Source organism: Flavobacterium sp. 2755 (assembly GCF_031455715.1).
Lineage (GTDB): Bacteria > Bacteroidota > Bacteroidia > Flavobacteriales > Flavobacteriaceae > Flavobacterium.
The window spans coordinates 155,052-179,008 of sequence record NZ_JAVDTG010000008.1 but is presented as its reverse complement, the minus strand read 5'-3'; the positions used below and the strand labels follow the sequence as shown (position 1 = coordinate 179,008).

Sequence of the window (23,957 nt, the reverse complement as noted above, 5' to 3'; positions counted from 1 at the left end):
TAGTCTACACTTAATGTTTGCTTAAGATCACGAATTTTAACCTATTGTTATGATTTTAAGTGGTTAAAAGCCTTAAAATCTCTATCTTTGAAGAGTAAAAGAGATATTAATCCTGGATCAAAATAATACGATATGCATATTTTAATTGTTGAAGATGAGTTAGGAATTGTTCAGTTTTTAGAACAGGGACTGCGGGAAGAAGGATATAAAATTACAACCGCAAATGATGGTTCAAAAGCTTTTGAATTAACTCAGAATCATAAATTTGATTTGATTTTGCTCGATTGGATGATCCCTAAAATCAATGGTTTGGATTTATGCAAAGCAATCAGAATCAAAGACCAAAAAACACCAATAATCTTTTTAACCGCAAAAGATACGGTTCAGGAAACTATAGAAGGCCTGAAAGCGGGGGCAAATGATTATATAAAAAAGCCTTTTAGTTTTGAAGAATTGGTAGAAAGAGTTAAAATCCATTTTAGAAACAGAGGCGGCGGTGAAACGCTGTCATTAGGAACTATTAAAATAGATCTTACTAAGCATATTGTTTTAAAAAATGATGAAGAAATTGCTTTAACACAAAGAGAATTTGAACTTTTGACTTATCTAATACGAAACAAAGGAAAAGTCTGCACACGAAATCAGATTTTAAAAGACGTTTGGGATATTAATTTTGAATACGATACCGGCGTGATTGATGTTTTTATGAATGCCATTCGTAAAAAACTCAAATTAAAAATAGAAGAAGATTATATCAAAACCATCCGCAGTGTAGGTTACATTGCAAATGACTTATAAATGAACCAGCTTTCCTTTAAAAACAGAATTGCCTTAAACTATATCATAACCACAGGTCTATTGATTCTTGTGGTTTTTTCGGTTATATATTCTATCGTAAAACATACCGTTTACAGCCACATCGACGAAAATATCAAAGTTGAAATCAAGAACCATTTAGAAGAAATTAAAGTACAAAACGGAAAAGTAATCCTTATTGATGAAGAAGAATGGGAGGAACGTGAACACAATACCGTTGATGTAAACCCTGTTTTTGTAGAGTTTTTAGATTTGAATAAAAAAATTATTGAAAAAGCGCCAAATCTAAAAACACAAACACTCAAATTTCATGATTCTGTTGGAGATTATGAATTGTTTGATACCAAAATGGGAGATCATGCCATTCGACAAATTCAGGTTAAATTAAATGTTCATAATAAATCTATAGGATATATTATAGTAGCAATGTCACTATCAGATTCTAAATTGGTATTAAACAATTTATTTGATATTATGTTTTTATCGTTTTTAGCGATTTTAATACTGTTATTCATTTTAGCCAGATTTTTTGCCGGCAGAAGTATTAAGCCTATAAATGCTATAATTAATACTTCAAAAATCATAACAAAAGACAATCTGAAAGCGCGTATTCCGCTCCCTAAAACGCGCGACGAATTGTATACGCTTTCCAAAACCATCAACAATTTATTAAACCGAATTGAAGACGCTATTGAACGTGAAAAACAATTCACATCAGATGCTTCACACGAGTTAAGAACGCCATTAACGGTTATTAAAGGAACACTTGAAGTACTTATTCGTAAACCCAGAGATAACAAGGAATACGAAGATAAAATAAACTATTGCATAAACGAAGTTGATCATTTAAATATGCTCGTAGATCAGCTTTTAACAATGGCAAGATTTGATAATCAAAAACAGCAGATTAATGCAGAAAAAGTCTATTTAAATGCAATAATTTTAGATGTTTTAACGCTAAATTCTGAGAAAATAAAAAACAAAAAGCTCGATGTAAAATTTGATGCCGGAACAGATTTTTATATTCAGTCAGATAATTTCTTAATCATTACAATTCTTAGAAATATTATTTCGAATGCCGTGAAGTATACAAATCCTGACGGGGAAATTTCAATTTTATTATTTAAAGAAAATAGTAAAATAGTTTGTAAAATTTCTGATAACGGAATTGGTATTGTAAAAGAAGATCTGGAAATGATTTTTAATCCATTTTTTAGGTCAAATTATACAGAACATCCAGAAATTAAAGGAGTTGGTTTAGGTCTTTCTATTGTAAAAAGAATTACCGAACTACTTCATATTAAATTTAAAATTGAAAGCGAAATAGGAGTAGGAACCACTGTAATTTTATCTTTTAATAAAGATTTAGAAAACGTTTTCGTGAATTAAAAATTTTCAATAAAAATGGCACTTCAGATTTTTTTTAACAATAAACTATCGTTAAGTTATATTAAAAATTGCTTTTTTATGAAATTAACTAGTATATTTGCAACCGAATCAAAGAATTATAAAACAAACCAAACAATGATTTCAAATCAATTACATCATCATCATTTTCATTATTGCTCTCAAGCGATGTGTTAATGGTATGCATGTAAATCATCATATTTTAAAACCCGTTTGAGTACATCAAACGGGTTTTTTTATACCAATTCTTTGTACTCAAACTATTAATCTAACAAAAAAAGAAAAATGAGTACTTTAAAAATTGCAATTCAAAAATCGGGTCGTTTAAACGAAGACAGCATTCAAATCTTAAAAGACTGCGGTATTTCAATCAACAACGGAATCGATCAGTTAAAAGCCGAAGCTTCAAACTTTCCTCTTGAAGTTTTATACCTAAGAAATTCAGATATTCCGCAGTATTTAATTGACGGAGTAGTAGATTTAGCCATCGTTGGCGACAACCTTTTAGTAGAAAAAGGAAAAGAAATCGAAGTTGTACAACGATTAGGATTCTCAAAATGCAAAGTTTCTGTTGCCGTTCCTAAAACCTTCGAATACAATTCAATTCAGGATTTAGCAGGTTTAAGAATTGCAACTTCTTATCCAAATACAGTTAACGAATATTTCAATTCTTTCGGGTTAACAGTAGATATTCACCAAATTTCAGGTTCTGTAGAAATCGCACCAAATATTGGTCTTGCTGATGCTATCGTCGATATCGTTTCAAGCGGAAGCACTTTATTCAAAAATAACCTAAAAGAAGTTGAAGTGATTTTAAAAAGTGAAGCAGTTCTTGCCGTTTCACCAAAAGTTTCTCCAGAAATTCAAAAACACATTGATACCTTAAAATTCAGAATACAATCGGTTTTAAGAGCGAGAAATTCAAAATACATTTTGATGAACATTCCAAATGAGAAAATCGATGCAGTTGGAAAAATCCTTCCGGTTTTAAGGAGTTTAACCGTTCTGCCATTAGCGCAGGAAGGCTGGAGCAGTGTTCACTCTGTAATTGATAAAGACACTTTTTGGGACGTAATCGACCAATTAAAAGAAGTTGGAGCCGAAGGAATTTTAGTTTGCCCAATTGAGAAAATGGTTCTTTAATGCGCTGTCGCGCGCTGTAGGCTTTAGGCAATAGGCTTTAAGCTTTAAAAAAATATTAAATTCCAATTCTCGACAACAGCTTTGCGAACTTATCGTTTTCTAAGCCAAAGAACAGAAAAAACCTTGCGAACTTTGCGGTAAAAACAAACACAACGTTAATAAAGCCTAAAGCTTACTGCTTAAAGCTTAAAGCAAAAAATAAAATGAATAAAATAGACAATCCAAAACCAGATACCTGGTCTGAAATATTAAAAAGACCAACACAAACGATTGATGATATTGAAGTTACGGTAAAAGAAATCTTCAGAGAAGTACAGAAAAAAGGAGATGAAGCCGTAGCAAAATACACTTCAATTTTTGACGGAATAACTTTAGAGAATTATGAAGTTTCTGCAGTAGAAGTAAATGAAGCAATTGCATTGATTCCGAATGAATTAAAAGAAGCAATTCAATTAGCAAAAGACAATATCTACAAGTTTCACAGCGCTCAAAAAACAGAAAGGATAGAAGTTGAAACTATTGAAGGCGTAAATTGCTGGCAGGAAAAAAGACCAATTCAAAAAATAGGATTATATATTCCGGGCGGAACAGCGCCTTTGTTTTCAACAGTTTTAATGCTGGCAGTTCCGGCTGAAATTGCAGGCTGTAAAGAAATTGTATTATGCTCGCCTCCAGATAAAACAGGAAAAATAAATCCCGCAATTTTGTACGCAGCCAATTTATGCGGTGTAACTAAAATTTTAAAAGTAGGCGGAATCCAGGCAATTGCAGGAATGACCTTTGGAACAAAATCAATACCAAAAGTTTATAAAATTTTCGGTCCCGGAAATCAGTTTGTAACGGTGGCAAAACAATTGGCAACACAATTTGGAGTTGCAATCGATATGCCGGCCGGCCCATCAGAATTGTTAATTGTTGCCGATGATACTGCAGTTCCAGCCTTTGTAGCATCTGATTTATTGTCGCAGGCAGAACACGGAACAGACAGTCAGGTAATTTTAGTTTCGACTTCAAGAAAATTAATTGACCAAGTTGAAAAAGAAATTCAATCACAAATTGAAGTGCTTCCAAGAAAAGCAATCGCTATAAAAGCAATCGAAAATTCGAAATTAATTTATGTCGAAAATGATCAGATCGCTTTAGATTTAATCAATGAATATGGACCGGAACACTTTATTATCTGTTCAGAATATGATGATTTTTACTGCAACGGAATCGTAAATGCAGGTTCGGTTTTCATTGGAAATTACACACCGGAAAGTGCCGGAGATTATGCTTCTGGAACAAATCACACTTTACCGACAAATGGTTATGCGAAAAATTACAGCGGTGTAAACCTTGATAGTTTCATGAAGTCAATGACATTTCAAAAAATATCTGAAAAAGGAATCCAAAACATCGGAAAGGCAATTGAAACTATGGCTGAAGCCGAAGGTTTACAGGCACATAAAAATGCAGTAACTTTAAGGTTGAAGAGTTTAGAATAGAGAAAATAGAAGCTAGAGAATAGAAGAAAGAGTCAAGATTTTTGCAAAGCCTTTCATCTTTAATCTTGGTTCTTGCTTCTTAAAAAAAATAAAGAAAACAAAATGAGCACTTTCGATATAAATACAATTACACGTGAAAACGTAAAATCTTTAAAACCCTATTCGTCTGCAAGAGATGAGTTTGAAGATTTTGATACCGCCGAAATGATTTTTTTGGATGCCAATGAAAATCCGTTTCAAAATGGCGTAAACCGCTATCCGGATCCGCAGCAGAATTCGGTTAAAGCAATTTTAGCTAAAAATAACAATACAAATCAAAGTCAGATTTTATTAGGAAACGGAAGCGATGAAGTTTTGGATTTGATTTTCAGAGCTTTCTGTGAGCCAAAAACCGATAATATTATCACGCTTCCGCCAACATACGGAATGTATAGCGTTTTGGCGAACATAAATGCAATCGAAAACAGAGAAATTCTGCTGACAAATGATTTTCAGCCACAAGTTGAAAAGATTCTCGAAGCCGTTGATGAAAATACAAAAATCATCTTTTTATGTTCTCCAAATAACCCAACCGGAAATTCTTTTTCTGATGAAAGCGTCGTAAAACTGCTTCAAAATTTTAAAGGATTAGTGGTTATTGATGAAGCATATATTGACTTTTCGGAGAAAGAAAGCTGGCTTACAGAAATTGACGAATATCCAAATTTGGTGATCACACAAACACTTTCAAAAGCGTACGGTTTGGCTGGAATTCGTTTAGGGATTTGTTATGCCTCAGAAGCTGTTATTTCGGTTTTGAATAAAATAAAGCCGCCGTATAACGTAAACGAATTGACACAGCAAAGAGCAAAAGAACGTTTAAAGGATTCTGAAAAAATAAAACAAGAAATAGCTTCAATTATTGAGCAAAGAGAAGAATTACTTAAAGTTTTACTTGAAGTTAATTTTGTAGAAAAAGTGTATCCAACAGAAGCTAATTTTATTCTAGCAAAAGTGGATGACGCGAACAAAAGATACAATCAATTAATTGAAAAAGGAATCGTAATTCGTAACAGAACAACACAGCCTTTATGTGAAAATTGTCTTCGTTTTACAATTGGGACAAAAGAAGAAAATGCTGTTGTAATTAAAGAATTAAAGTTATTGAAGTAAAGATATAGGCCACAGATTACACAGATTAAACGGATTATTTTTATTTTGTTTGTTTTAGATTTTCGCCACGAATTGCACGAATTAACACGAATTGAATTAGTGAAAATTAGTGCAATTCGTGGCAAACAAAAAAAAATCATTTTTAATCTGTGTAATCTGTGGCAGAAAAAATATAAACCATGAAAAAAGTACTTTTTATCGATCGTGACGGAACGATTGTTTTAGAACCTGAAAATTACCAATTAGACAGTTTAGATAAACTGGAGTTTTACCCAAAAGCCTTTCAATATCTGGCTAAAATTGCCAATGAATTAGATTACGAACTGGCAATGGTAACCAATCAGGATGGCTTAGGAACAGATAGTTTTCCTGAAAATACGTTTTGGCCAACGCAGAATTTCATTTTAAAAGCTTTTGAAAATGAAGGTGTAGTATTTGATGAAATTTTTGTTGACAGAACTTTCCCAGAAGAAAATGCGCCAACACGTAAACCAAGAACCGGATTATTGACTAAATATTTAAATAATTCAGAATATGATTTAGAAAATTCTTTTGTTTTAGGAGATCGTTTAACCGATGTTGAATTGGCTAAAAATCTTGGCGCAAAAGCCATTTTCATGAATATGACAGATGGAATTGGAAGTAATGAAATTTCATCAAAACGTGAGGAATTAAACGATACAATTATTCTGCAAACAACAGATTGGAAAAGAATTTATGAGTTTTTGAAACTAGAAGCACGTTCAGCATCGATAACCCGTAAAACAAACGAAACAGATATTTATATCAACTTAAACCTTGACGGAACTGGAAAAAGTAAAATCGAAACCGGAATTGCTTTTTTCGATCATATGTTAGATCAAATTTCTCGTCATGGTCAAATGGACTTGGAAATTTTGGTAAAAGGTGATCTAGAAGTTGATGAACACCATACAATCGAAGACACGGCAATTGCATTAGGTGAAGTTTTTGCGAAAGCTTTAGGAAATAAACTAGGAATCGAGCGTTACGGATTCTGTCTTCCAATGGACGATTGTTTAGCGCAGGCTGCGATTGATTTTGGCGGGAGAAACTGGTTAGTTTGGGAAACTGAATTTAAGCGCGAAATGGTTGGGAAAATGCCAACAGAAATGTTCTATCATTTCTTTAAATCATTCTCTGACGGCGCAAAAGCCAATTTAAATATTAAAGCTGAAGGAATCAACGAACATCATAAAATTGAAGCTATTTTTAAAGCTTTCGCAAAAGCCATAAAAGTAGCCGTAAAAAGAGATACCGAAAAAATGATTTTACCTTCGACGAAGGGTATGTTGTAATGAATTTTGTTCAAGTTTAAAGTTTCAGGTTTCAAGTTACTTAACAGAACGTGAAACCTGAAACTTTAAACTTGAAACAAAACAAACAAAAAACAAAAACTATGAACGCTGATAAATTTGCAAAAACCTGGATAGAATCCTGGAATTCTCATGATTTAGAAGATATCATGAAGCATTATTCTGAAGATATTGAAATTACGACGCCAATGATAAAACTGGCAGCCGGAATCGAAAGTGGTTCACTGCAAGGAAAAGAGCAAGTCAGAGCATATTGGGAGAAAGCTTTACATAAAATTCCAGATTTGCATTTTGAATTGATTGAAGTAACTTCAGGAGTTGATTCTGTTGCACTTTATTACAAATCAGTAATGAACAAAATGGCAATTGAAGTTATGTTTTTTAATGAAAACGGATTGGTAAACAAAATGATAGCTCATTATACGGATCTGTAGGATAAAAATTGTTTCAAGTTTAAAGTTTCAGGTTTCACGTTAAGTAGAGAACTTGAAACATGAAACCTGAAACAAAACAAACAAAAAAATAATGAAAATAGTAATTATAAATTACGGAGCAGGAAATATTCAAAGCATTATGTTTGCTATTGAAAGATTGGGTTTTAAAGCTGTTTTAAGTAATAATTCAGAAGAAATTCAGGCGGCAGATAAAGTGATTTTTCCTGGTGTTGGTGAAGCAAGTTCGGCAATGGCAAAACTTCGTGAAAGCGGTTTAGACAGTTTGATTCCGACTTTGAAACAGCCGGTTTTAGGAATTTGTCTTGGAATGCAGTTGATGTGCAATTCATCTGAAGAAGGAAATACAAAAGGTTTAGGCATTTTTGATGTTGATGTTGTAAAGTTTTCTAATCAGGTAAAAGTGCCGCAAATGGGCTGGAATCAGATTTATAACTTAAAATCAGATTTGTTCACAGCCATTCCTGAAAATGAATTTATGTATTTGGTTCATAGTTTTTATGCACCAAACTGCATAGAAGCCATTGCAACAACGAATTACGATTTAGAATACGCATCGGCTTTGCAAAAAGATAATTTTTACGGAACTCAGTTTCACCCAGAAAAAAGCGGTGCAGTTGGGGAGAAGATTTTGGAAAACTTTTTAAAAATGTAAATTTTAAAATTCCAATTTCTTAAATCCCAAATTCCAATATCAAAAATCAATTTCAATCAAAATGTCAGTTTAGAAAATAATCTAAAATCTAAACTCTTAAATCTAAAATATCAAAAATGAGAATAATACCAGCCATAGATATCATTGACGGAAAATGTGTTCGTTTGTCCAAAGGTGATTATGATACCAAAATAATTTATAATGAAAATCCGCTTGAAGTAGCGAAATCATTTGAAGCACACGGAATTGAACATCTGCATTTAGTAGATTTAGACGGTGCAAAATCCAGCAAAATTGTCAATTATAAGATTTTGGAACAAATTGCTTCACAAACAACTTTAAAAATTGATTTTGGCGGTGGATTAAAATCGGATGATGATTTGAGAATTGCTTTTGAAAGCGGTGCAAATCAAATTACTGGCGGAAGTATTGCGGTAAAAAACAGAGCTATTTTTGAAAAATGGATTTCAGAATATGGTTCAGATAAAATTATTTTAGGTGCTGACGCAAAAGAGGAGAAAATTGCTGTTTCAGGCTGGTTAGAAGAATCAAATGAAGATTTGATTCCGTTTATTCAGGATTATCAAACTAAAGGAATTCAGTATGTTATTTGTACAGATATTGCCAAAGACGGAATGCTTGAAGGTCCGAGTTTTGATCTTTACGGTAAAATTTTAGAAGAAGCAAACGGAGTAAAACTAATTGCTTCGGGCGGAATTTCAACTTTTGATGAATTGCCAAAACTTGCAGAATTAGGCTGCGAAGGAACTATTATTGGAAAAGCGATTTACGAAGGAAGAATTACATTAAAGCAACTTGAGAATTATATTTTAAATAAGTAGATATTCCGCAAAGATGCACAAAGCAAAACGCAAAGATTCACAAAATTTTGCGTAGCTCTGCGAATCTTTGTGAATCTCTGTGAAACAACAAAAAAATGTTAGCAAAAAGAATCATACCCTGCTTAGATATAAAAAACGGAAGAACCGTAAAAGGCGTTAACTTTGTTGACTTGCGTGATGCAGGAGATCCTGTAGAATTAGCAGAAATTTACTCAGCAGAAGGTGCAGATGAATTGGTTTTTCTGGATATTTCGGCAACAGAAGAACGACGTAAAACGCTGGTTAATATGGTGCGAAGTGTGGCGGAAAAAATCAATATTCCGTTTACAGTTGGGGGCGGAATTTCATCTGTTGAAGATGTAGAAATTCTACTGAATAACGGAGCCGATAAAGTTTCGATTAATTCATCGGCAGTAAAAAATCCGCAATTAATTAATGATTTGGCTCAGAAATTTGGAAGTCAATGTGTTGTAGTGGCAATTGATGCCAAACAAATTGACGGACAATGGATTGTGCATTTAGTCGGTGGAAAAGTACCAACAGAACTAAATTTATTCGATTGGGCTGTAGAAGTTGCAGAACGCGGTGCCGGCGAAATATTATTCACATCAATGGATAACGACGGAACCAAAAATGGTTTTGCAAACGAAGCTTTGGCTAAATTATCAACCTTAATTAATATTCCGATAATTGCTTCGGGCGGAGCCGGAAACATACAGCATTTCGTAGATTCATTTAAAGAAGGAAAAGCAGATGCAGCTTTGGCAGCGAGTGTTTTTCACTTTAAAGAAATTGAGATAAAATCTTTAAAACAAGAGCTTAGGAATAATGGTATTGAAGTTAGACTTTAGGAAGTCAGATAATAATATTTATGGAAGATAAAGAAAGTATAGAAATTTTTGGAAGTACGGGTAAATTGATAAAACTATTGTTTTTTTCAATCTTATTTTTAATTGTCAGCATTTGGATATTAGTATATCAGCCTACTGTTCGTAATGTAATCGTTAATAATTTTATAATAAAAAATGCTGCTTCAATTTTAGGTCTATTCATTGGATTGTTTGGGATCTATTTCACTACAAAAAAGTTATTTGATAAAAAACCAGTGGTTGTTATTGATGCTATTGGAATTATAGATAATTCATCAGCAGTATCGCTTGGGAGAATTTTATGGGAAGACATTGATGCAATTAAAGAAATTACAGTTGTAAATCAAAAATTCATTAAAATTTATCTTAAAAATCCTGAAGATTATATAAGTAAAGAAACTAATGTGATGAAAAGGAATATGATGAAAATGAATTTAAAACAATCAGGCTCTCCTGCTAGTATTTCAGTTAATGGACTCAAAATATCTTTTAATGATTTGAAAGATATATTAATACAAAAATTTGAAGAAACTCAAGCAGGTAAAAACTAGAAAAAATTAATATAAGAGTCAAGAATCTAAAATCTAAACTCAAAAATCTAAAATCTAAAATCTAAAATAAAAATGAACATAGATATAAAAAGCTCACATGGATTAATTCCGGCGATAATTCAGGATTCAGAAACAAAAAATGTTTTAATGCTGGGTTATATGAACGAAGAATCGCTTCAAAAAACAATAGAAACACAAAAAGTAACTTTTTTCAGCCGATCTAAACAAAGACTTTGGACAAAAGGCGAGGAGAGTGGAAACTTTTTAAACTTGGTAAGTATTAAAAACGACTGCGATGGCGATACGCTTTTGATTCAGGCAAAACCTGTGGGGCCAACATGTCACACGGGTGCAGATACTTGCTGGCAGGAAGAAAACAAAGAAAATTACGGTTTTATTTCTCAATTAGAGAATACAATCAAAACCCGTAGAGAAAATGCAGATTCTGAGAAAAGTTATGTAGCTTCTTTATTCGAAAAAGGAATCAATAAAATTGCTCAAAAAGTAGGCGAAGAAGCGGTAGAAGTTGTCATCGAAGCAAAAGATGATAACGACGATTTATTCCTTAGCGAAAGCGCTGATTTACTTTTTCATTATTTGATTTTATTGCAGGCAAAAGGTTTTCAACTGAATGATGTTGTTGATGTTTTGAAGAAACGTCAGAAATAATATTAATATTATTTTAATGGAAGAATGTCAGACTGAGCGAAGTCGAAGTCCCGCAAAGTGATTCAGCAAACGGGACTTCGACTTCGCTCAGTCTGACAAAAAATGCGATTACAAAAAAGGAATAAAATCCGTATAAATCCGCGCTTTCGTATAGCGAATCCGTATCATCCGCGTGCCATTTCGCAATACTTACTCCATAAACTCAAAAAACGCAAATTCTTCAGGATGATGAAACCCAAACTTTAAACTTTTATAATCCTGTAAAGCAAGATATTCGGTTGTATTACCATAATCAATTCTAAAAGTATTGGCTTTCCATTTTGTACCATTTTTTGGTTTAGAGAAATTCCCGTTTTCAATTTTTTCCAAACTTGAAAAAGGGATTTTAATTTCGGTATCAAAACCTTCGGGAGTTATTTTGCTGACAGCTTCCAATCCTTCAATATCAAATTTCATTGCCGTTTTCCAGCCTCCGCATTCAGGAGAAATACACTTTATAAGCATATCGTAATTGGAAGAAAAAGCATTTACACCAATTTCAAGATAGTTTTTTCCATCGCCATCCGGATCAATAAAAACTTCTACTAAATCATCAGCTTCATAGATTTTAGAATCTTTTTTCTGAGACTTTCCAACTATTTTCGAATCTATAGAATGATAGGCGATATAAAGGTTTTCGTCATTCCACGAAAGTGAAACCATTGTGTTTTGAGTAGCTTTTTCACCGGAATTATGAATTACAAACGGACCTAAAAATGATGTTTTCCAATCGGTTAAATCTCCGTCAACCGTTATTTTATCGCTTGTTTTATGAACGGGAAATGTCTGTGAATAAGTATGTATTGAATACAGGAATGTCAAAAGGAATAAAAACGAGCTAAATTTCATAAAACTGGTAAATTTTAGCTAAAATAAAAAAACAATACTGTTTATGAATACAAATCTGTAACATAAATTAAAATAATATACTAATATTATAACTAATTCAAAAACTTAATTTATAATGAAAAAATACGTTGGAAGTGTTATAGCAGCTTTTCTAATTGGTTTTTCTGCCAATGCTCAAGGACTTATGAATAAGTCTGAAACCGTTTTCACACATCAGGATACTTTACGCGGAAGCATTACAAAAGAAAGAGCCTGGTGGGATTTGAAATATTATCATCTGGATATAAAAGTAAATCCTGCAGATAAAACAATAACAGGTTCAAATACGGTACGTTATACTGTTTTAACAGAAAATAACAGAATGCAGATCGATTTGCAGGAACCAATGAAGATTACGAAAGTAACGCAAAACGGAAAAGAATTAAAATTTGAAAGAGACGGTAATGCATTCTTCATCACTTTAACTGAAAATCAAAAAGTTGGCGAAACTAAAGAAATAATAGTTTCTTTTGGCGGAGTGCCTAAAGAAGCTGTTAGACCGCCGTGGGACGGAGGAATTACATGGCAGAAAGATAAAACCGGAAAAGATTTCATCGCTTCGTCTTGTCAGGGTTTAGGCGCGAGCGTTTGGTGGCCCTGTAAAGATCATATGTATGATGAAGTTGAAAATATGTTGATTAGCGTGAATGTTCCGGGACACTTGACAGATGTTTCAAACGGAAGATTACAAAGCATAAAAAAACAAAAAGACGGAACTAAAACCTTTAATTGGTATGTTTCGAACCCAATTAATAATTATGGTATAAATATCAATATTGGAGATTATGTTAATTTTTCTGAGAAATTTAAAGGAGAAAAAGGCGATTTAGATTGTAATTACTATGTTTTGAGAGATAATCTTGAAATTGCTAAAAAACATTTTCAGGATGCACCAAAAATGCTAAAAGCTTTTGAAAGCTGGTTTGGACCTTATCCATTTTACGAAGACAGCTATAAATTAGTCGAAGTTCCGTATTTAGGAATGGAGCACCAAAGTTCTGTGACTTACGGAAATGACTATCAAAATGGTTATAAAGGAAACGATATGAGCGGAACAGGCTGGGGATTAAAATTTGATTATATTATTATTCATGAGTCTGGACATGAGTGGTTTGCAAACAACATTACCTATAAAGACATTGCAGATATGTGGATTCATGAGAGTTTTACAACTTATTCTGAATCACTTTTTATTGAGTATTATTACGGAAAAGACGCCGCAAACGAATATATAAAAGGGATTAGAAAAGTGATTACCAATAAAAAACCAATTATTGGTTATTATGATGTAAACGTTGAAGGATCTGGGGATATGTATCCAAAAGGTGCGAATATAATTCATACGATTCGTCAGGTTATAAACGATGATGCAAAATTCAAATCGATTTTGAGAGGAATGAATAAAACTTTTTACCATCAAACAGTTACTACAAAGCAAATTGAAGACTATATAAGTAAAGAATCCGGAATCAATTTTAGTTCGGTTTTTGATCAATATTTAAGAACGGCTCAGGTTCCAACTTTTGAATACTATATTAAAAATCAAAAATTGGTTTATCACTGGATCAATTGTGTAGAGAATTTTGATCTTCCTTTAAAAGTTACTTTAAACGGTGTTGAAACATGGTTAAAACCAACAACAGACTGGAAAGCAGAAAATGTAAAGGATGACAAATCAACTTTGGTTGTTGACAAAAACTTTTACGTGACAGAGTTTAATATCACGAATTAAACTTCGGAAATAATTAAAAATTGAAACCCAATAAAATTCTTATTTATTGGGTTTGTTTTTTGAGGAAGAAATCATAAAATTTTAGAAATCTTAATCCGAATGTTTACATTTGTTGCAGATTGATTTCAAAATAATACCATTTTACTAATGAAAAATTACTTCGGAAGCATTTTTACTGCTTTTTTAATTGGTTTTACTGCCAATGCTCAAGGACTTCTTAATAAAGGAGAAACAGTTTTTACACATCAGGATACTTTACGCGGAAGCATTACAAAAGAAAGAGCCTGGTGGGATTTAAAATACTATCATCTTGATGTAAAAGTTAATCCTAAAGAAAAAGCTATTTCGGGTTCTAACACAGTTCGTTATACTGTTTTAACAGAGAATAACAGAATGCAGATTGATTTGCAGGAACCTATGAAAATTACGAAAGTAACGCAGGATAAGAAAGAATTAAAATTTGAAAGAGACGGAAACGCATTTTTCATCACTTTAACTGAAAAGCAGAAAGTTGGCGATACAAAAGAAATTGTAGTTTATTTTGAAGGAAAACCAAAAGAAGCGGTGAGAGCACCGTGGGATGGTGGATTCTCTTGGAAAAAAGATAAAAACGGAAAAGATTTTATTGCTACATCTTGCCAAGGTTTAGGTGCCAGCGTTTGGTGGCCAAATAAAGACCATATGTATGATGAAGTAGAAAATATGTTAATCAGCGTGAATGTTCCGGGAGATTTAACGGATGTTTCTAACGGAAGATTACAAAGCGTTAAAAAAGAAAAAGACGGAACAAAAACATTTAATTGGTACGTTTCGAACCCAATTAATAATTACGGAGTAAACATTAATATTGGTGATTACGTTAATTTCTCTGAGGTTTACAAAGGAGAAAAAGGCGATTTAGATTGTAATTATTATGTTTTAAGAGATAATCTAACTTTGGCAAAAGAGCAGTTTAAAGATGCTCCAAAAATGCTAAAAGCTTTCGAAAACTGGTTTGGACCTTATCCTTGGTATGAAGACAGTTATAAATTAGTTGAAGTTCCGTATTTAGGAATGGAGCACCAAAGTTCTGTAACGTACGGAAACCAATATAAAAACGGTTATTTAGGACGTGATTTAAGCGGAACTGGCTGGGGATTAAAATTTGATTTTATCATTATTCACGAATCTGGCCACGAATGGTTTGCTAACAATATTACCTATAAAGATATCGCTGATATGTGGGTACATGAGAGTTTTACAAATTACTCTGAAAGCCTTTTCATTGAATATTATTACGGAAAAGACGCTGCAGCTGAATACATAATTGGATGCAGAAAAAACATTAAAAACGATACGCCAATTATCGGACATTATGATGTAAACAATGAAGGTTCTGGAGATATGTATCCAAAAGGTGCTTCAATGCTCCATATGATTCGTCAGGTAATTAATGATGATGCAAAATGGAAATCGATTTTGAGAGGTATGAATAAAACGTTCTATCACCAAACGGTTACTGGGAAACAGATTCAGGATTATATCAACGAACAATCTGGAATTAACTTCAACAGAGTTTACGCGCAATATTTGACTACAACGCAGATTCCGGTTTTTGAATATATGTTTAAAAACGGAACTTTCGGATATCATTGGACAAATTGTGTTGCTAAATTTGATATGCCGGTAAGAGTAAAATTAAACGGTGTTGAAACTTGGTTGAAACCAACAACAGAATGGCAGTCTGAAAAAACAACTAATGAAGATAGAAAAGTAGAAGTTGATAAAGATTTTTATGTTACTACTTCTAATATAATCGAATAAAAATTCGATAAATTTCAATTTTTAAAATCCCAAACTCCAATTGTTGGAGTTTGGGATTTTTTGCGTTTAGTAAACCCGACAGGTTTTAAAAACCTGTCGGGTTTGTTGTTTGCGCAAACCTTTGTCATTTCGACCGAAGGGAGAAATCGCACTTGAAACTCTACAAAGATTGGCGATTCTCTGCGGAAATACTAGTGCGATTTCTCCCTTAGGTCGAAATGACAAAAAAGCCTGAAAGATTTAATCTTTCACCCTTTTTTATTCAAATTTGAAATTTAAATCATCGGCTATTCAATTTCGCCTTTTCCTTAATAATATCCGCAATTTTTCTATTCTCAATTTTACTTTCAAGCCATGAAATAATATCAAGGTATAAAAATGCTCTTTTTTCGTAAGTATTCTTTTCAAGCTCTACAAAACGGGCGTGCATTTTTTTGAATTCCTTTTTAATGTCAGCAGGGTAAAAGTTGTTCAGGTTTCTTAAAAACTTGATGATTTCCTTTTGAACTTCATGTAAGTCATTCATTTTCAATAAGAACTTATACGTGCTTTTCAGGTGATTTTCTAAATAATAATCTTTCCCTAATTCATAATGTGCAATTAAAGACAAAAGTCTCGCGAAGCACATTAAATCTTCACGCATGGTTAAGTTCTTGTTGTTGATGATTTTATCTAAATAAAGAATACATTCATTGTACTTCTCATTTCCAAAATAAATCGAAGCAATTTTATAGAAAAACAACATTTCGTGATGTTCATCAAGATGTTCGCTGTGCAGTTTTATTTTTTCTAAAATCTCCGGAATCAAATATTCGCTTTCGGCAAAAGTACCTTCCAGAATGTGTAAATTCAACTTATTGTTGTAAACGTATAGAAATGATAGTGATGCAATGTTATCGTTTACGGGAAATTTTGGATCTTCAATTGTTTCTTCTAAAAGCGAAAGATATCTTTTGAAATTCGACGTATATTTCAACATGTAAAGCGATTCCAGAAAATAATGATTTCCTTTTAAGAAAAATACCGGATTCAGATAAATCATATTCGGATTATCATAAAAAAGCTGAACCCATTTATAAGCAAATTTATAACTCGCTAAAAAATCCTGAACCAGGAAACTGCGCCATAAATTAGCGTTGTAAAACCAATACTTTTCACGGAAACCAAATTTAGTTTCGTCTAGCTTCGCAATATGTTTATTGAAATAATCGTCAATATATTTATACTCTTCATCGCTTTTTACGTAACCCGTTTTCAGCATGATTCCGTATAATTGAAGCGATAAGTTCGATAATTTACTCGAAATTGTATTTCGGTAATTCAATTCCTTGGCCTGAATAACAAGTTCGTCGGCGCGGCCCTGAATACTTCGGGTAATATATTGCGATTCTATCAGTTTTTCGAACTCAACGATTTCATACGCCATATATTTTTCGTCATTTTCTAAAGCCTGTTGTTTTGTTTTGTCCAGAATTTTTAAACTCTGTTTATACAAACCTTTATTATATAGAATCACAGCAAAATCAATTTGTTCACGCAATTGATAACGAATGTTCTGGCTCGGAATATTCAAACGGATACTTACTAAAATTTGCTTGTATAAGTATGATTTTAAGTTAGATAACTGTACTTTCTTGATGATTCCGCTCTTCAAAATCAGCTTTTCATCATAGGTTTCAGACTTATCTAAAATATTGAATAATTCAATGAATTTAGTATTCGAACTTGTTTCTAATCGGCTTGCAAAAATTTTAAACTGCCTTTTTTCAGATTTGGAAAGTGATTTTATCAGAACAAATAAGAAATCTTTTTGATGGTTAGCCATTGTAAAAAATAATAATATAACTTATTGATTATTAAATATTTAACTCGTTATAAATTGTGTTATGAACAGTATAATTTCATTAAAATGAATTTCGTACTGAAGAAGTACAATATATATTTGTTATCAAGATGTGAAATTACATTAAATAAATGAATATGAATAGAGAGAAAGTTCAAATTTTTGACACCACATTACGCGACGGTGAGCAAGTTCCAGGATGTAAGTTAGATACTAAGCAAAAATTAGTTATCGCAGAACGACTAGACAAAATGGGAGTTGATATTATCGAAGCCGGTTTTCCTGTGTCAAGTCCGGGCGATTTTTTATCGGTCTCTGAGATTTGTAAAATTGTAGAAAATGCAACCGTCTGCGGATTAACAAGAGCCGTAAAAAACGACATTGATGTTGCTGCAGCTGCTTTAAAGCACGCTAAAAGACCTAGAATCCATACCGGAATCGGAACTTCAGAATCTCATATACTCCATAAATTACAAACTACCCCGGAAGATATTATTGCAAGAGCAAAATTTGCAGTAGCTCACGCAAAAACATATGTAGAAGATGTTGAATTCTATGCAGAAGATGCTGGTAGAACAGACAATGCTTTCCTTGCAAAAGTTTGCGAAGAAGTAATTAAATCTGGTGCAACGGTATTAAATATTCCTGATACAACAGGATATTGTCTTCCTGAAGAATACGGGGCAAAAATTAAATATTTAAAAGAAAACGTAAAAGGAATCGAAAACGTAATCCTTTCATGTCACTGTCATAATGATTTAGGAATGGCAACTGCAAACTCAATTGCAGGTGCTATAAATGGTGCAAGACAAATCGAGTGTACTATTAATGGTATTGGAGAAAGAGCTGGAAATACAGCACTTGAAGAAGTGGTAATGATTTTCAAACAACATCCTTACTTAAATTTAGATACAAACATTAATACAAGAGAATTAAACGAAATGAGCCGTTTGGTTTCTGAAAGTATGGGAATGATTGTACAGCCAAATAAAGCGATTGTAGGAGCAAATGCTTTTGCGCATAGTTCTGGAATTCATCAGGATGGTGTTATCAAAAACCGAGCGACTTATGAAATCATGGATCCGCTTGATGTTGGTGTAAACGAATCTTCAATTATTTTGACTGCAAGAAGCGGAAGAGCAGCTTTAGCTTACCGTGCTAAAAAAGTAGGTTACGAGTTGACTAAAGTACAATTAGACATTGTATATATTGAGTTTCTGAAATTTGCAGATATTAAAAAAGAAGTTGTAGATGCAGATATTCATCAAATTATCGAAGCTTCTAAAATTGAAGGTGATTTAATCAGAAGCTAGTTAAAAGAGAATAGAAAAAAGAGAAATAACAAAGATTTAAATCATAAAGAACGAGACGTTATGAATTTGAAAATAGCAGTTTTACCAGGAGACGGAATTGGACCAGAGGTTATTGCACAGGCCAAAAAAGCATTATATGCTATTGGCGAAGTGTACAATCATGAATTTGTTTTTGAAGAAGCACTCATGGGTGCTATCGCCATTGACAAAACTGGAAACCCGCTGCCGGAACAAACTTTAAATCTTTGTTTAAATACAGATGCTGTTTTATTTGGTGCCATTGGAGATCCTAAATACGATAACAATCCAAATGCAAAAGTTCGTCCGGAGCAGGGATTGTTGAAACTTCGTAAAGAATTAGGTTTGTTTGCTAATATTCGCCCAATAAAACCTTATAAAGCATTGGTTGACGCATCTCCTTTAAAAAGAGAAATTATTGAAGGTGCAGACTTTACTATTTTCAGAGAATTAACTGGCGGTGCTTATTTTGGAGCTAAAACATTAAATGAAGAAGGAACACACGCTTCTGATTTATGTGAATATTCAGAAGAAGAAATTACAAGAATCGCACATTTAGCTTTTAAATCGGCACAAAACCGACGCAAAAAGTTAACTATGGTTGACAAAGCTAACGTTTTGGAAACTTCAAGATTATGGAGAAAAGTAGTTCAAAAAGTGGGCGAAAGTTATCCTGATGTTCTTTTAGACTTTTTATTTGTTGATAACGCAGCTATGCAGATTATCTTAAATCCGAAACAATTTGATGTGATTTTGACAGAAAATTTATTTGGAGATATTTTATCAGATGAAGCAAGCGTAATTACAGGTTCAATTGGTTTATTGGCTTCAGCATCTTTAGGAGAAAAAAATGCGCTTTTCGAACCAATCCACGGATCTTATCCTCAGGCAAAAGGAAAAAATATTGCTAATCCAATTGCTTCCATTTTATCCGCAGCAATGTTGTTAGAACATTTCGGATTGTTTACTGAAGCAAATGTGATTTATAAAGCTATTGAAAAAGCAATTGAATATAAAGTAGTTACAGTTGATTTAAAACCAGATTCAAAATTCGGTACAAATGAAGTAGGGGAGTTTGTTTCAAATGTCATTTTCAGCAAAGATGACCTGTTATATTTCAGAAATGACAATGTTCATATCGGACAGTCGACAATAGTTTAAAGTTTTTATTAAAATTATGAATTAAATAACAAGAAGTATTGAAAATGTTGAGATTTTATTTTTTTAGTTCTTAAAGTTTCCGTACTTTTGTAACACTAAAAAAATAAAGATGCAAATCTCAATTATTATTACTTCTGTCGTTGTTGTCAATGTGTTTCGCACATCTGCATCGGGAATGGTATAAATATAATTGAAAAACTATATTACAAACCTTCCAAATACTGGAAGGTTTTTTTTTGAATAAAAATTAAAATAAATAATACAATAATGGAATTAAATAAGTACAGCAAAACCATCACTCAAGATCAAACTCAGCCAGCGGCGCAAGCGATGTTATACGGTATTGGTTTAACTGAAGAAGATTTAAAAAAAGCACAAGTAGGGATTGTGAGCATGGGTTACGATGGTAACACGTGTAACATGCACCTGAATGATTTAGCAAAAGATGTTAAAAAAGGTGTTTGGGATGCAGATCTGGTCGGACTTATTTTTAATACCATTGGTGTAAGTGACGGAATTTCAAACGGTACTGAAGGAATGCGTTATTCATTAGTATCACGTGACGTTATTGCAGATTCTATAGAAACAGTGGCAGGAGCACAATGGTACGATAGTATCATCGCAATTCCCGGCTGTGACAAAAATATGCCCGGAGCGTTAATCGCAATGGGAAGATTAAACCGTCCGTCAATGATGGTTTACGGAGGATCTATTCACTCTGGAAAATGGAAAGGAGAATCTTTAAATATCGTTTCTGCTTTTGAAGCTTTAGGAAAAAAAGTAAAAGGAGAAATTACTCCGGAAGATTTTAAAGGAGTTATTCAAAATGCCTGCCCAGGAGCTGGTGCCTGCGGCGGAATGTATACGGCAAACACAATGTCTTCTGCAATTGAAGCATTAGGAATGAGTATGCCATACAGTTCTTCTAATCCTGCTTTAAGTCAGGAAAAAAGAGACGAATGTCTTGCTGCCGGAGCTGCAATTAAAATTTTATTAGAAAAAGATATTAAGCCAAGAGATATTATGACTCGTAAAGCTTTCGAAAATGCTATTACAATTGTAGCGGTTTTAGGAGGTTCTACAAATGCTGTTATGCACTTAATTGCAATGGCACATTCTGTTGGTATCACAATTACTTTGGATGATTTTCAGGCTATTAATGACAGAACTCCGGTTCTTGCTGACATGAAACCAAGTGGTAAATATATGATGGAAGATATTCATGAAGTTGGAGGTATTCCGGGAGTAATGAAATATCTATTAAAAGTAGGATTGATTCACGGAGATTGTTTAACTGTAACAGGAAAAACAGTAGCTGAGAATTTAGCTTCAACTCCGGATTTACAAGACGGACAAGAAGTAATTCATGAAATTCAAAAAGCATTAAAACCAACAGGAAATATTCAGGTTTTATACGGAAATCTTGCTTCTGAAGGTGCTGTAGCAAAAATCAGCGGAAAAGAAGGAGAATATTTTGAAGGGCCGGCTGTAGTTTTTGAAGGTGAATTTGAAGTAATTCCAGGTCTTCAGGCCGGAAAAATTAAACCAGGTAATGTAGTCGTCATCAGGGGTTGTGGACCAAAAGGTGGTCCGGGAATGCCTGAAATGCTAAAACCGACATCAGCTATTATTGGAGCTGGATTAGGAAGCAGCTGTGCACTAATTACAGATGGTAGGTTCTCCGGAGGTTCACACGGATTCGTGGTAGGACACGTTACACCAGAAGCATATGATGGTGGTGGTATTGCACTAGTAAAAGATGGAGATATAATTGCTATCGATGCTGTGAAAAATACAATCGACCTGAAGATATCTGACGAAGAATATGCAGCTCGTAAAGCAGCTTGGGTTCAACCAGCGCTAAAAGTTGACAGAGGAGTTTTACTTAAATACGCAAGATCGGTTTCAAGCGCATCAACAGGATGTGTTACCGATAACTAGCATTCAATTACAACTTCAAAAATCAATTTCAATAAAATGAAAAAGATTTTTGAATAAACTATAAAAGTGTAAATCTCTATTTCTTTAAAAATAGAAATAAGAGAGAAAAAAATATACCAAATGGGAACAATTAGGATATCAGGCGCCGAAGCCGTTATTAGATGTTTATTAGCTGAAGGAGTAGACTTAATTTATGGTTATCCGGGAGGAGCAATCATGCCGGTTTACGACGAATTATATAAATTTCAGGATCAGTTACACCATGTTTTAGTACGTCACGAACAAGGTGCAACGCATGCTGCTCAGGGTTATGCGAGAGCAACAGGAAAAGTAGGAGTTGCAATTGCTACTTCTGGACCGGGAGCAACAAATTTAGTGACCGGAATTGCTGATGCTCAAATCGATTCAACTCCAATGGTTTGTATTACCGGACAAGTTGGAAGACATTTATTAGGATCTGATGCTTTTCAGGAAACAGATATTATCGGAATTTCGACTCCGGTTACAAAATGGAATTTTCAGGTAACAGAGGCTTCTCAAATTCCTGAAATCATTGCAAAAGCATTTTATATTGCTCGTTCCGGACGTCCGGGACCTGTATTAATCGATATTACTAAAAACGCTCAGTTTGATGAGCTGGATTTTAGTTATGAAAAATGTACAGGAATTAGAAGTTATGTTCCGGTTCCGAAATTAAAATTAGATAAAGTTGCCGAAGCTGCAGCCTTAATCAATAGTGCAAAAAAACCTTTTATAGTTTTCGGACAGGGAATTATTTTAGGTCAGGCCGAAGCCGAGTTTAAAGCAGTTCTTGAAAAATCAGGAATTCCGGCAGCTTGGACTATTTTAGGACTTTCGGCTCTGCCAACAGATCACCCTTTAAATGTAGGTATGTTGGGAATGCACGGAAATTATGCACCAAATTTACTAACAAACGAATGTGATGTTTTAATTGCCTTTGGAATGCGTTTTGACGACCGTGTTACAGGTAAATTAGCTACTTACGCAAAACAGGCAAAAGTAATTCACTTCGAAATTGATCCTGCAGAGGTTGATAAAAACGTTAAAACAGAAGTTGCTGTTTTAGGTGATGTAAAAGAATCTTTAGCTGCTTTATTACCATTATTGGATGCAAAATCACACGATTTATGGCACAATGAGTTTAAAGAATTGGCTAAAATAGAATATGATACAGTTATTAAAGACGAATTAAATCCAGAAACTCCGGGACTTTCGATGGGAGAAACTATCGAAATGATCAATAAACACTCAAAAGGTGATGCGATTATAGTTTCAGATGTTGGTCAGCACCAAATGTTTGCGTGTCGTTATGCTAAATTCAATTCAACAAAAAGTAATATTACTTCAGGCGGATTAGGTACAATGGGATTTGCGCTTCCGGCTGCAATTGGAGCTAAAATGGGAAGACCTGATCGTGAAGTTGTAGCTATTATTGGTGATGGAGGATTCCAGATGACTATTCAGGAATTAGGAACAATTTTCCAGACTCAGGTTCCGGTAAAAATTGTTATTTTAAACAATGAATTTTTAGGAATGGTGCGTCAATGGCAGGAATTATTCTTTGACAACAGATATGCATCAACAAAAATGATTAATCCAAATTTTACTGCAATTGCCGAAGGGTATCATATTAAATCTAAGAAAGTTACAAATCGTGAAGATTTAGATGCTGCAGTTGCTGAAATGCTTGCTTCAAAAGATTCTTATTTCTTAGAAGTCATGGTCGAAAAGGAAAACAACGTTTTCCCTATGATTCCAACAGGAGCATGTGTATCAGAAATTAGATTAAGCTAAAGAAAAAAGTTTCAAGTTTTAAGTTTC

20 protein-coding genes are annotated in these 23,957 nt (G+C 33.4%); 18 read left to right on the top strand and 2 right to left on the bottom strand.

What is annotated here, in order from left to right; genetic code table 11:
• Positions 1 to 132: 132 nt before the first annotated feature.
• The 12 genes from J2Y38_RS18505 to hisIE all read left to right on the top strand — a co-directional run bounded on the left by J2Y38_RS18505 (position 133) and on the right by hisIE (position 11,377).
• A complete protein-coding gene (locus J2Y38_RS18505) occupies positions 133 to 798 on the top strand; it encodes a response regulator transcription factor (protein ID WP_073481278.1) in 666 nt (221 codons plus the stop codon).
• Complete coding sequence (locus J2Y38_RS18500) at positions 799 to 2,205, top strand: HAMP domain-containing sensor histidine kinase (protein WP_309845417.1); 1,407 nt, start codon at positions 799 to 801, stop codon at positions 2,203 to 2,205. It abuts the gene before it with no gap.
• A 303-nt stretch (positions 2,206 to 2,508) separates the two neighbouring features.
• On the top strand, positions 2,509 to 3,366 hold the full coding sequence (gene hisG, locus J2Y38_RS18495; protein ID WP_053471449.1) for an ATP phosphoribosyltransferase: 858 nt from the start codon (positions 2,509 to 2,511) through the stop codon (positions 3,364 to 3,366).
• Between the two features lie 203 nt (positions 3,367 to 3,569).
• A complete protein-coding gene (hisD, locus tag J2Y38_RS18490; protein ID WP_309845414.1) occupies positions 3,570 to 4,853 on the top strand; it encodes a histidinol dehydrogenase in 1,284 nt (427 codons plus the stop codon).
• A gap of 102 nt (positions 4,854 to 4,955) precedes the next feature.
• Entirely contained in the window at positions 4,956 to 6,005 is a 1,050-nt protein-coding gene (gene hisC / locus J2Y38_RS18485; protein ID WP_309845412.1) for a histidinol-phosphate transaminase, read from the top strand.
• Between the two features lie 179 nt (positions 6,006 to 6,184).
• Positions 6,185 to 7,321, top strand: coding sequence for a bifunctional histidinol-phosphatase/imidazoleglycerol-phosphate dehydratase HisB (gene hisB / locus J2Y38_RS18480; protein ID WP_309845408.1), 1,137 nt, complete (start codon positions 6,185 to 6,187; stop codon positions 7,319 to 7,321).
• 101 nt (positions 7,322 to 7,422) lie between these two features.
• Positions 7,423 to 7,773: a nuclear transport factor 2 family protein gene (locus J2Y38_RS18475; RefSeq protein WP_309845406.1), complete on the top strand. Its 351-nt coding sequence runs from the start codon at positions 7,423 to 7,425 to the stop codon at positions 7,771 to 7,773.
• A 91-nt stretch (positions 7,774 to 7,864) separates the two neighbouring features.
• Positions 7,865 to 8,446, top strand: a complete 582-nt coding sequence (gene hisH / locus J2Y38_RS18470; protein WP_309845403.1) for an imidazole glycerol phosphate synthase subunit HisH — start codon at positions 7,865 to 7,867, stop codon at positions 8,444 to 8,446.
• A 116-nt stretch (positions 8,447 to 8,562) separates the two neighbouring features.
• Entirely contained in the window at positions 8,563 to 9,288 is a 726-nt protein-coding gene (gene hisA / locus J2Y38_RS18465) for a 1-(5-phosphoribosyl)-5-[(5-phosphoribosylamino)methylideneamino]imidazole-4-carboxamide isomerase (protein WP_309845400.1), read from the top strand.
• A 95-nt stretch (positions 9,289 to 9,383) separates the two neighbouring features.
• Positions 9,384 to 10,139 (top strand): imidazole glycerol phosphate synthase subunit HisF, encoded by a 756-nt coding sequence (gene hisF, locus J2Y38_RS18460; RefSeq protein WP_309845397.1) that lies wholly within the window; start codon positions 9,384 to 9,386, stop codon positions 10,137 to 10,139.
• A 20-nt stretch (positions 10,140 to 10,159) separates the two neighbouring features.
• Positions 10,160 to 10,708 carry an STM3941 family protein gene (locus tag J2Y38_RS18455; protein ID WP_309845394.1) on the top strand — a complete coding sequence of 183 codons (549 nt, stop codon included), beginning with the start codon at positions 10,160 to 10,162 and terminating at the stop codon, positions 10,706 to 10,708.
• A gap of 66 nt (positions 10,709 to 10,774) precedes the next feature.
• Positions 10,775 to 11,377: a bifunctional phosphoribosyl-AMP cyclohydrolase/phosphoribosyl-ATP diphosphatase HisIE gene (gene hisIE / locus J2Y38_RS18450; protein WP_291140643.1), complete on the top strand. Its 603-nt coding sequence runs from the start codon at positions 10,775 to 10,777 to the stop codon at positions 11,375 to 11,377.
• Positions 11,378 to 11,566: 189 nt separating this feature from the next.
• Here hisIE and J2Y38_RS18445 read toward each other — a convergent pair whose 3' ends face one another.
• Positions 11,567 to 12,265 carry a carbohydrate-binding family 9-like protein gene (locus tag J2Y38_RS18445; RefSeq protein ID WP_309845391.1) on the bottom strand — a complete coding sequence of 233 codons (699 nt, stop codon included), beginning with the start codon at positions 12,263 to 12,265 and terminating at the stop codon, positions 11,567 to 11,569.
• Positions 12,266 to 12,380: 115 nt separating this feature from the next.
• Here J2Y38_RS18445 and J2Y38_RS18440 point away from each other — a divergent pair, with 115 nt between their 5' ends.
• Together J2Y38_RS18440 and J2Y38_RS18435 are read left to right on the top strand one after the other, a co-directional pair.
• On the top strand, positions 12,381 to 14,036 hold the full coding sequence (locus tag J2Y38_RS18440; RefSeq protein ID WP_309845389.1) for a M1 family metallopeptidase: 1,656 nt from the start codon (positions 12,381 to 12,383) through the stop codon (positions 14,034 to 14,036).
• A 147-nt stretch (positions 14,037 to 14,183) separates the two neighbouring features.
• Positions 14,184 to 15,839, top strand: coding sequence for a M1 family metallopeptidase (locus tag J2Y38_RS18435; protein WP_309845387.1), 1,656 nt, complete (start codon positions 14,184 to 14,186; stop codon positions 15,837 to 15,839).
• Positions 15,840 to 16,119: 280 nt separating this feature from the next.
• Here J2Y38_RS18435 and J2Y38_RS18430 read toward each other — a convergent pair whose 3' ends face one another.
• Positions 16,120 to 17,664, bottom strand: a complete 1,545-nt coding sequence (locus tag J2Y38_RS18430) for a hypothetical protein (protein WP_180860071.1) — start codon at positions 17,662 to 17,664, stop codon at positions 16,120 to 16,122.
• 155 nt (positions 17,665 to 17,819) lie between these two features.
• On the opposite strand from J2Y38_RS18430, the gene J2Y38_RS18425 reads away from it, so the two are divergent.
• The 4 genes from J2Y38_RS18425 (at position 17,820) to ilvB (ending at position 23,930) form a co-directional block, all read left to right on the top strand.
• On the top strand, positions 17,820 to 18,995 hold the full coding sequence (locus J2Y38_RS18425; RefSeq protein ID WP_073482969.1) for a 2-isopropylmalate synthase: 1,176 nt from the start codon (positions 17,820 to 17,822) through the stop codon (positions 18,993 to 18,995).
• A 60-nt stretch (positions 18,996 to 19,055) separates the two neighbouring features.
• The gene (gene leuB, locus J2Y38_RS18420) at positions 19,056 to 20,174 is read left to right on the top strand and encodes a 3-isopropylmalate dehydrogenase (protein WP_053474512.1); all 1,119 of its coding nucleotides are present in this window, start codon (positions 19,056 to 19,058) and stop codon (positions 20,172 to 20,174) included.
• A 267-nt stretch (positions 20,175 to 20,441) separates the two neighbouring features.
• The gene (ilvD, locus tag J2Y38_RS18415) at positions 20,442 to 22,115 is read left to right on the top strand and encodes a dihydroxy-acid dehydratase (RefSeq protein WP_053474513.1); all 1,674 of its coding nucleotides are present in this window, start codon (positions 20,442 to 20,444) and stop codon (positions 22,113 to 22,115) included.
• 120 nt (positions 22,116 to 22,235) lie between these two features.
• The gene (gene ilvB, locus J2Y38_RS18410; protein ID WP_180860067.1) at positions 22,236 to 23,930 is read left to right on the top strand and encodes a biosynthetic-type acetolactate synthase large subunit; all 1,695 of its coding nucleotides are present in this window, start codon (positions 22,236 to 22,238) and stop codon (positions 23,928 to 23,930) included.
• Positions 23,931 to 23,957 lie beyond the last annotated feature (27 nt).